Source organism: Acidovorax sp., from assembly GCF_046291265.1.
In the GTDB taxonomy this organism is placed as follows: domain Bacteria; phylum Pseudomonadota; class Gammaproteobacteria; order Burkholderiales; family Burkholderiaceae_C; genus Acidovorax.
Genome location: NZ_JBKBTV010000007.1, coordinates 113,577 through 122,678, shown reverse-complemented (window position 1 = coordinate 122,678; position 9,102 = coordinate 113,577). Strand labels below are relative to the sequence as shown.

The 9,102-nt window shown below is 62.1% G+C and carries 4 protein-coding genes, 1 tRNA gene, 1 pseudogene and 1 riboswitch; of the genes and pseudogenes, 2 read left to right on the top strand and 4 right to left on the bottom strand.

The window, feature by feature from the left end; all coding sequences use genetic code 11:
• The 3 genes and pseudogenes from ACK41V_RS04855 to ACK41V_RS04845 all read right to left on the bottom strand — a co-directional run.
• Positions 1-181: pseudogene (locus tag ACK41V_RS04855) on the bottom strand (transcriptional regulator NrdR); the annotation flags it as partial.
• Positions 182-205: 24 nt separating this feature from the next.
• The gene (gene glyA / locus ACK41V_RS04850) at positions 206-1,450 is read right to left on the bottom strand and encodes a serine hydroxymethyltransferase (protein WP_409778599.1); all 1,245 of its coding nucleotides are present in this window, start codon (positions 1,448-1,450) and stop codon (positions 206-208) included.
• Between the two features lie 35 nt (positions 1,451-1,485).
• Positions 1,486-1,639, bottom strand: a riboswitch (ZMP/ZTP riboswitch).
• Positions 1,640-1,735: 96 nt separating this feature from the next.
• The gene (locus ACK41V_RS04845; protein ID WP_409778597.1) at positions 1,736-2,575 is read right to left on the bottom strand and encodes a transglycosylase SLT domain-containing protein; all 840 of its coding nucleotides are present in this window, start codon (positions 2,573-2,575) and stop codon (positions 1,736-1,738) included.
• A gap of 943 nt (positions 2,576-3,518) precedes the next feature.
• Between ACK41V_RS04845 and ACK41V_RS04840 the strand changes: the two genes are divergently transcribed.
• Positions 3,519-6,305, top strand: a complete 2,787-nt coding sequence (locus tag ACK41V_RS04840) for a DUF349 domain-containing protein (protein WP_409778594.1) — start codon at positions 3,519-3,521, stop codon at positions 6,303-6,305.
• A 278-nt stretch (positions 6,306-6,583) separates the two neighbouring features.
• Here the strand turns inward: ACK41V_RS04840 and ACK41V_RS04835 are convergent.
• A tRNA-Leu gene (locus ACK41V_RS04835) sits at positions 6,584-6,668 on the bottom strand.
• 19 nt (positions 6,669-6,687) lie between these two features.
• Here ACK41V_RS04835 and rnr point away from each other — a divergent pair.
• Positions 6,688-9,018: a ribonuclease R gene (gene rnr, locus ACK41V_RS04830; RefSeq protein WP_409778591.1), complete on the top strand. Its 2,331-nt coding sequence runs from the start codon at positions 6,688-6,690 to the stop codon at positions 9,016-9,018.
• Positions 9,019-9,102 lie beyond the last annotated feature (84 nt).

Below are 9,102 nucleotides of genomic sequence, written 5' to 3'. Positions count from 1 at the left end.
ACTCGATGCGTCGTCCGTCTTTCTTGACGATGGCCGGGAAGCTGACTTCTGGCCGTTCGTAAGTGGTAAAGCGCTTCTCACACGCGCCGCACTGGCGGCGGCGGCGGATGAAGACCCCATCCTCAGACACCCGTGTTTCAACGACTTGCGTTTCGAGGTGGCTGCAGAAGGGGCACTTCATGGGCGCTTGGTGAGAGAACCGAAATTAACGATAGACAGGGAAACGTGCGGTCAGCGCGTTGACCTTGGCGCGAACCGCCGCAATGTTGGCTTCATCGCGCGGGTTGTCCAGCACGTCGGCGAGCAGGTGGGCCGTGATGCGCGCTTCTTCTTCCTTGAAGCCACGGGTGGTCATTGCGGGGGTGCCAATGCGCACGCCGCTGGTCACCATCGGCTTTTCAGGGTCGTTGGGGATCGCGTTCTTGTTGATGGTCATGTGGGCGGCGCCCAGCACGGCCTCGGCTTCCTTGCCGGTGATGCCCTTGGCGCGCAGGTCGACCAGCATCACATGGCTTTGTGTGCCGCCGCTCACGATGCGCAGGCCGCGTGCGGTCAGCGTCTCGGCCACCACCTTGGCGTTCTTGGCGACTTGTTCCTGGTAAGTCTTGAACTCGGGCTGCAGCGCTTCTTTGAAGGCCACGGCCTTGGCCGCGATCACGTGCATCAGCGGGCCGCCTTGCAGGCCGGGGAAGATGGCGCTGTTGATGGCCTTCTCGTGTACTGCCTTCATCAGGATGATGCCGCCACGGGGGCCGCGCAGGCTCTTGTGCGTGGTGCTGGTGACCACATCGGCGTGCGGCACAGGGTTGGGGTACACACCAGCGGCAATCAGGCCAGCGTAGTGGGCCATGTCCACCATGAAGATCGCACCCACATCCTTGGCCACCTTGGCAAAACGCTCAAAGTCGATGTGCAGGCTATAGGCCGAGGCCCCGGCAATGATCAGCTTGGGCTTGGTTTCGTGCGCCTTCTTTTCCATCGCGTCGTAGTCGATGGCTTCGTTGGCGTCGAGGCCGTAAGAGACCACGTTGAACCACTTGCCGGACATGTTCAGCGGCATGCCGTGCGTCAGGTGGCCGCCTTCGGCCAGGCTCATGCCCATGATGGTGTCGCCAGGCTTGAGGAAGGCCAGGAACACGGCTTCATTGGCCGATGCGCCGCAATGGGGCTGCACGTTGGCGGCTTCCGCACCGAAGATTTGCTTGACGCGGTCGATGGCCAGTTGCTCGGCCACGTCAACATGCTCGCAGCCACCGTAGTAGCGCTTGCCAGGGTAGCCTTCGGCGTACTTGTTGGTGAGCTGCGTGCCCTGCGCCCACATCACGGCGGGGGAGGCGTAGTTCTCGCTGGCGATCAGCTCGATGTGGTGCTCTTGGCGCGCGTTTTCGGCCTGGATGGCGGCAAACAGCTCGGGGTCGGTTTGTTCGACAAGAATATTGCGGTCGTACATGATTGGCAGTCCTATGAACTTGTGTCCCTTGAAACAAGGGCTGCCCAGGCGAACGGCTGAACGCGAAGGTTGTGACCCTTGCGGCACGCTCCCCAGTGGTTCACAAGAGGCAAGCCCTTGCCGGTTTCCACGTCAGCGGCGACACCCTGTTGCGGGGTGGCGCGCCTATCGCCAGTTGCGTACCCGCTTAGTGTAGCTGACGGGAACGGGCTGGTACTTCCAGCCGCTTGCTTAGGCCCGCCCGACACCGCAGGTTAGGCCTACGTACAAATCAGAGTTCTGAAATCACAGACCGGAAAGCATGGCCACTTTATCTGCCGCAGCCGAAGGGGCTGGCGGCGGCGTCACCACGGGTACCACCTGAACTGGCGCCTGTGTTGACAGCGTAGGAGGCGGGTTGGTCGGCATCGCCCGGCCACCGGCCACTTGGCGCAGCCGGAAATGTTCGGCCAGCACCTTGGCGGCGTAGCCCCCGTCGTCCGGCAGATTGGCGGCGCCCACGTAGTAGCGCAGCCCGCCTTCTACCGAGCCAGCACGCGCGATGCACTCTTGCAGCACTTTCACACCAACGCGCAGGTTGCTCACGGGGTCAAACGCTGCAAAGTGGCCACCAAAGCTTTGGTACTTGTCGGTATGCACGCGGGTCATCACCTGCATAAGACCCTGAGCGCCCACCGAGCTTTGCGCAAATGGGTTGAAGCTCGATTCAATGGCCATGATGGCCAGGATCAGCGTCGGGTCGATCTTGGCGCGTTCGCCAATATCGTAGGCCTCGGCCACGAGCACGCTCAGCGGCTCTGGAGCCACGCGGTACTTTTTGCTAAGCCAGAAGGCCACAGCCGCCTGCTCTTTGGGCAGGTCCTTGGGGTTGGCTGCGGTGGCGCGTTCGCTGGCTTCCGGCTCTACGGGCATACCGAGAACCTGAACCTGCCGCGCACGCAGCCAGTCCATCAATTGCTCTTCACCCGCCTGACGCAGGTCGGGGCGGGCGGTGAGTGCAATGACGACGAAGGCAACGGCCAGCCCGATGAGGGCAAAGCTGTTGTGGGTGATTTCAAGAAAACCTTCGGTCACGTCGGCCACGAAGGTCCGCACGCCGGAGACTATTTTTCCTGACGCTGTCATAGCTCTTCCTTTCTGAAGCGGGCCGGGGACAGAGCAGTCGTCGAGGACTGCGCTTGCCCGGCAAATCGCCTGGATTGGTACGCCATCAAGTGGGCTGCACGTCTTTGGTGTGCTTGGTGCCCTGTTTTGATTTAGCCGGGTTCGGCAGCGGGTTGGGGTTTTTACTAGCCCTGTTTTTGGGGCTGGCGGATTCTAGAAGTTCACTTAATGCTTAGTCAATACTAACAAAACCATTTTTAAGATACTTAAGTTATGAAAAATATGTAAAAAAGCACAGGTTTTGGCTGTTTTTGCGCCATCCTGCCCGGCTGCAGCCGTTCGTGTTGTGACCGGCGGATGTCAAATTCAATCGACGGTGTTTTTGCCATTGAGAATCCGATTTGAGTTGTGAAGAGGACTTTGTTAAGGTGCAGTTGCCTGTCTATTTCAGGCATCGCCAGACGAAGCGAAATCTCCCGCCGAGGGCACTGAGTGCCAAGGTGCAGCAGACGCCGCTTCCATGGCAACCCTTGGAGGCAATCTCTTGCCTCCTCGCCATGTGGACCTTTATCTCCGCATGTCGACCGATGGCAAAGACCGTTGTGTCAGCCGTCAAGCCCGGCAGGCAGGCCTTCAGGCACTGTCCGCCGGGCTTTCTTGTTTGTGCCGCAACAAGACAATTGGGTTGTTTGCTCTTATATATAGATAATGGGGGCTGTTCCCTAGAGCGGCGGTGATTCGTTCGCAGCCTTGGGCTCCTGACGGGGCCTGCAGCGCACCAGCCTGTATGGCAATGCCTTGTGCCAGATCACCCACTTGGGGTGGCATAGCGCGCCGCCGCGGTCCGTTTGCCGAAACCGGTGAAAATAGCCCCTTTATTGCCTTGGCACGCTGATGACGTGCATCTGCCATGGCTGGCCCTCATGCAATGCGCTTGAGGGCGCTCTTGTTATCCATTGGATCCATGTTTCCATTTTTTTCCCGCAGCAAAATGTCCGACGCACCTGAAGTGAATCCGGCCCCGGCCAAAACCCACGAGCCGCATCCACTTGATGCGTTGACCGGTGGCGCCTTTTCCGCCGCTACGTCTGGCGAGCGCGCCTCCCGCATCCGAGACTGGCTGGCCACACAGCCCGCGACAGAGCAATTGCAGGAGGTCTTCAAGGAGCTGAGCGGGCGAGACAAGGGGGCAGCCCGCGCCGTGCGCGAGCGCCTGGACGAGATTCGCCGGGCCAAGGGCCAGGAGGTCATTGCCGCCGAGTGGGCCGAAAAAGCCCAAACGCTGCTGGCAGCTCCCAAGCTCAACATCGCCGACGCCCTGGCTTGGCAGCGCGATGCCGCCAAAGCAGGCGCGCCTTTGTCGCGCGAACCGCTTTCACTGCTGAAGGTTCAGGTCGCAGACCGCGTGAAGGTGATTGAAGACCTTCAGCACCGTGTGCAGGTGCAACGCGAGGCCGCGGTGTTGCTGGCCCAGCGCATTGAAGTGCTTTCTACCAAGCCCTGGCGCGATGCGCATGCGGCCCTTGAACTGCTGCGTGCTGATGTTGCACGCTGGCAAGAGCAGGCGCAGGAACTGACCAGTGACGCCAGCTGGGCCAGTGTGGAAGCACGCTTCCCACCGCTGCTGGATGCGTCGCGTGGCCAGTTGCTGGTGGTGTGGGAGGCTTTCCAGCCTGCCATCGCGCAAGCTGTGGCCGCCGCTGAAGACGCCAACGCGCCGCTGCCACCCGTACCAGTGTGGGCCGATGAATTGCGTTCTGCGCGTGGGCTGCCCACCGAGGCAGGCGCGGCGGCCGCTGCCGCAGCGGCGGCAAAGCCTGCACGTGTCGTGAAACCCAAGGTGGCACCTGAGGTCGCTGAAAAAGCGGCTCAAGTGGTGCGCGAAGCCCTGGCCACGCTCGAAAAAGAAACGGCAGAAGGCCATGGAAAAGCCAGCGCTGGCGCAGCAGCTGCACTGCGCGCCGTGCTCAAGGTGCAGGGCAAACACATCGACAATGCGCTGGAGCAGCAGGTGCACGCTGCCTTGGTGGCTGCCGGTGAGCTTGAGGGTTGGCAGCGCTGGAGCGCGGACCAGGTGCGTGAAGACCTGGTGGCTAAGGCCGAAGCCCTGCTGAACCGGCCTGAGGGTCAGGGCCTGGGCGGCCGCAAGATGCAGGAAACGCTGCGCAACCTGCGCGAGCAGTGGAAGCAGGCTGACCAAGGCGGAGCACCCAACCACGCGCTGTGGAAGAAATTTGACGAGGCGTGCAATTCCGCTCATAAGGTGGTCGAAGCGTGGCTGGACAAGATTCGCACCGAAGCTGCAGAACACAAGGCCCAGCGCCTGGCCTTGATCGAAGAGGTCAAGGCATGGGCCCAGGAGCATGCTGCGTCTGGAGACTGGAAGGCCATCAACCGGGCGCTGTACCAGTTTGGTGACCGCTGGCGCGAAGGCGGCCATGTGGGCGAGAAGCTGTTTGCCGAACTGCAGCCGCTGTGGAAGCAGGCCATTGCACTGGCTGCGGGCCCGCTGGAGGCGGCGCAGAAGGAAAGCCTTGCGCGCCGCCACGCCATGATCGAAGAAGCCACAGCATTGGGTGCCGCACCCATGCTGCGCATCGACGCCGTCAAGGCACTGCAGCAGCGTTGGCAGGCCGAGGCGCAAACCGTGCCTCTGGATCGCAAACACGAGCAAAAGCTGTGGGATGCTTTCCGCAAGCCGATTGACGAAGCGTTTAACCGCAAGTCGGCGGACCGCGATCGTGCCGTCACGGAGTTGAGCGCGCGGGATCGTGTGGTGCTGGATGCCTCCAAGGCGCTGGAAGCCGCCAACGCCACCGGCGATGCGCAGCAGATTCGCTCGGCCATGCAGGCACTGGAGGCTGCCCTGCGTGGTCAGGCCCAAGCCGCCGAGGCGGTGGCATCGGCTCAAAAAGAAGAGCCAAATCAGGCTGCAGCGCTTGTGGAATCTGCCCAAGATGCTACAGAAGTTGAAGCAAATGCAAGTGCAGATGCAGGCGTAGATGCATCCGCAGAGGATGGTGGCGAAGCCGCTGCCCAGTCACCCGCACCAGCGCCGACCGCTCCCAAGCCTGTGGCCCGCCCCGTAGTGGCTGTGCGTGGCGATGATCGCCCCGGCATGAAAAAAGATGCACCAACCGCACCGGGTCGCGGTGGTCGCCCTGGCGAGCGCCGTGATGGCCGCCCTGGAGACCGTGATGCGTCCCGCGCACCGCGTGCTGATGCGCGATTTGGTGATCGCAATGACCGAGGAGGTCGTTTTGGAGATCGTCCCGCCTACGAAGATCGCGGGCCTCGCCTCGGCGACACGGCCTTCCGCGCGCAGCGTGACGCTCTGGAGCACGCGCAGTTGGCGCTGAAGAAGCTGGCGGCACAGGCGCACGGCGAAGCGCTGACGCAGCTGCTCACCGCTTGGGAAAAGCGCGACGCGGAACAAATCCCCGGCACGCAAGACCTCGGTGGTCGCGTGACGGCCCAGGTGCGTGGTGCTTGGGCGCAAGCCTTGTCCTCGTCGCCACAGGGTGATGCGTCTGAAGCATTGTTGCGGTTGGAGATGGCGGCTGAGGTGCCTACGCCTGCAGAGCACATTTCTGCACGGCGCATGCTGCAACTGCAGTTGCTGACCCGCCGCAATGATCCTGCGCCAGCGCAAACCTGGGGCCAGGATGCTGCGCGTGTACTGGCCAGTGCGAGCGACAGCGCAAATGCGCGGCGTTTGCAAAATGCGCTGAAAACCTTGCTGCGCAAGTAAGTAAGCCAACGGCTCGGCGGCGGTGCACTTTGTGGGCCGCCGCCCATTGGACTGGGTAATAGAACGAACGGCAGTTGCGTTCTGGTGCGATTGCTTGGGACTGCGGAGAGGCCTGAGCACATGGGTGGTGCCTCGGGACGCTCATCACGCAGTCATCGTTTGCAGCCTCCCGCATTGAGTGAAAACCCAACCCCCAACCAAACCATCTATCGGTGGGATGGTTTATGGCCGCTGAGAAACAAAAAAGCCGTTGCAGATGCAACGGCTTTTTATGTGTTTGGTGCCCAGGAGAGGACTCGAACCTCCACGATGTTACTCGCTAGTACCTGAAACTAGTGCGTCTACCAATTCCGCCACCTGGGCATTTCAGGAAAGTCTAAGATTGTATATCAAAAAATCTACCCCCGGCGCGCAGTCCGCGCATCTGTCGGACGAAATTGAAGGCAGCGTGCAGGGTCACCGTGATGGACACGGTTTTGTCATTCGCGATGATGGCGAAGGCGATATTTATATTCCCCCCAATGAAATGCGAGCGGTGCTGCACAAGGACCGTGTGCGCACCCGCATCGTGCGCCAGGACCGCCGCGGCCGTCCTGAAGGCCGTGTGGTCGAGATCATTGAGCGCCCCCCCCAGCCCATCATTGGCCGACTGCTGCAGGAAAGCGGTGTGTGGCTGGTGGCGCCTGAAGACAAGCGCTATGGACAGGATGTACTGATCCCCAAAGGCGCCACGGGCGCCGCCAAGCCAGGTCAGGTGGTGGTGGTCGAATTGACCGAGCCGCCCGCGCTGTTTGGCCAGCCTGTGGGCCGCATCACCGAAGTGCTCGGCGAGGTGGACGACCCGGGCATGGAGATCGAAATTGCCGTGCGCAAATATGGCGTGCCGCACGAATTCTCTGCCGAGTGTTTGGCCCAGGCCAAAGAACTACCCGACAAGGTGCGTGCGCAAGACAAGAAGCGCCGCGTGGACCTGACGGACGTGCCGCTGGTCACCATCGATGGCGAAGACGCACGCGATTTTGACGATGCGGTGTATTGCGAGCCTGCCAAGGTCGGCCGCGGCAAGGGATGGCGCCTGTTGGTAGCCATTGCCGACGTAAGTCACTACGTAGAGACTGGCAGCGCCATCGACATTGATGCCTACGACCGTGCGACCAGCGTGTACTTTCCGCGCCGCGTGATTCCCATGCTGCCCGAGAAGCTCAGCAACGGCCTGTGCTCGCTCAACCCCGAGGTGGAGCGCCTGTGCATGGTCTGCGACATGCTTGTGACGGCCAAGGGCGAGGTACACGCGTACCAGTTCTACCCGGCGGTGATGTTCAGCCACGCGCGTTTTACGTACACCGAAGTGGCGGCCATCCTGGCCAACACGCGCGGCCCCGAAGCCAGCAAGCGCAAGGACCGGGTGGGTGACCTGCTCAATCTACACGACGTGTACCGCGCCTTGCTGCTGTCGCGCCGTGAACGCGGTGCCGTCGACTTCGAAACCACCGAGACGCAAATCGTCTGCGACGAAAACGGCCGCATCGAGAAAATCGTGCCGCGCACCCGCAACGATGCGCACAAGCTCATCGAAGAAGCCATGCTGGCCGCCAACGTGTGCAGCGCCGACTTCATTGCCCAGGGCGGCCAACCCGGCCTGTTCCGTGTGCACGAAGGCCCGACGCCGGAAAAGCAGGAAATTCTGCGCAACTACCTCAAGGCCATGGCCGTGGGCATGACGATTGGCGACGATCCGAAGCCCGGGGACTTCCAGGCGATTGCCGAAGCGACCAAGGACCGGCCGGACGCCCAGCAGATCCACACCATGCTGCTGCGCTCCATGCAGCAGGCCATCTACACGCCTGTGAACAGCGGCCATTTCGGGCTGGCGTTTGACGCGTACACGCACTTCACCAGCCCGATCCGGCGCTACCCCGACTTGCTGGTGCACCGGGTCATCAAGGCCATTCTGAGCAAGACGAAGTACGCGCTGCCGTCCTTGCCCACACCCGGTGAAGCCCACGCCAAGCTGGCCAAGCGGCTGGCGGCCCGTGTGGCAGCGCCTGGCACCAAGCCGCGCAAGGATGTGGCGCCACCCAGCCGCGACACGCAGGCCTGGGAGGCTGCTGGCCTGCATTGCAGCGCCAACGAGCGCCGCGCCGACGAGGCCAGCCGTGACGTGGAAGCCTGGCTCAAGTGCAAGTACATGCGAGAGCACCTGGGCGAGGAGTACAGCGGTGTGGTCAGTGCAGCGACGAGCTTTGGCATATTCGTGACGCTCGACGCGATGTACGTTGAAGGGCTGGTGCACATCACCGAACTGGGGGGTGAATACTTCAAGTTCGACGAGGCGCGCCAGGAGCTTCGCGGCGAGCGCACGGGCATTCGCTACGCCATCGGTGCGCGGGTGCGTGTGCAGGTCAGCCGCGTGGACCTGGACGGCCGCAAGATCGACTTCCGTCTGGTGCGGGAGGGGGAAGAGCTGTTGGGTCGTGCGCTCAAGGACAAAGGCCTGGGGGCAGAAGGCGCTGGCGGTGGTGCCCGCAAGTCGGGAGGCCGCTCTGCAAGCCGCAAGTCAGACAAGGGCGCGGTCCCGTCTGCGACCGAGCAAGCGGGCCTCTCGCGAGAGCGCGCAGCCCGCTCACCGATCCAGTCGCTCAAAGCCTCCGTCAAGAAGGCGGTGGCAGGCAAGTCCAGCAAAGGCAAGGCGCGCAAGCCACGGCGCAGTTGATTTTCTGTGCAGCCCCTTTTTGTGGGTCGCTCATTAATTGATAGCATCTAGCGATTATGGGATAAGCGCTAGAGGCTATTTTCA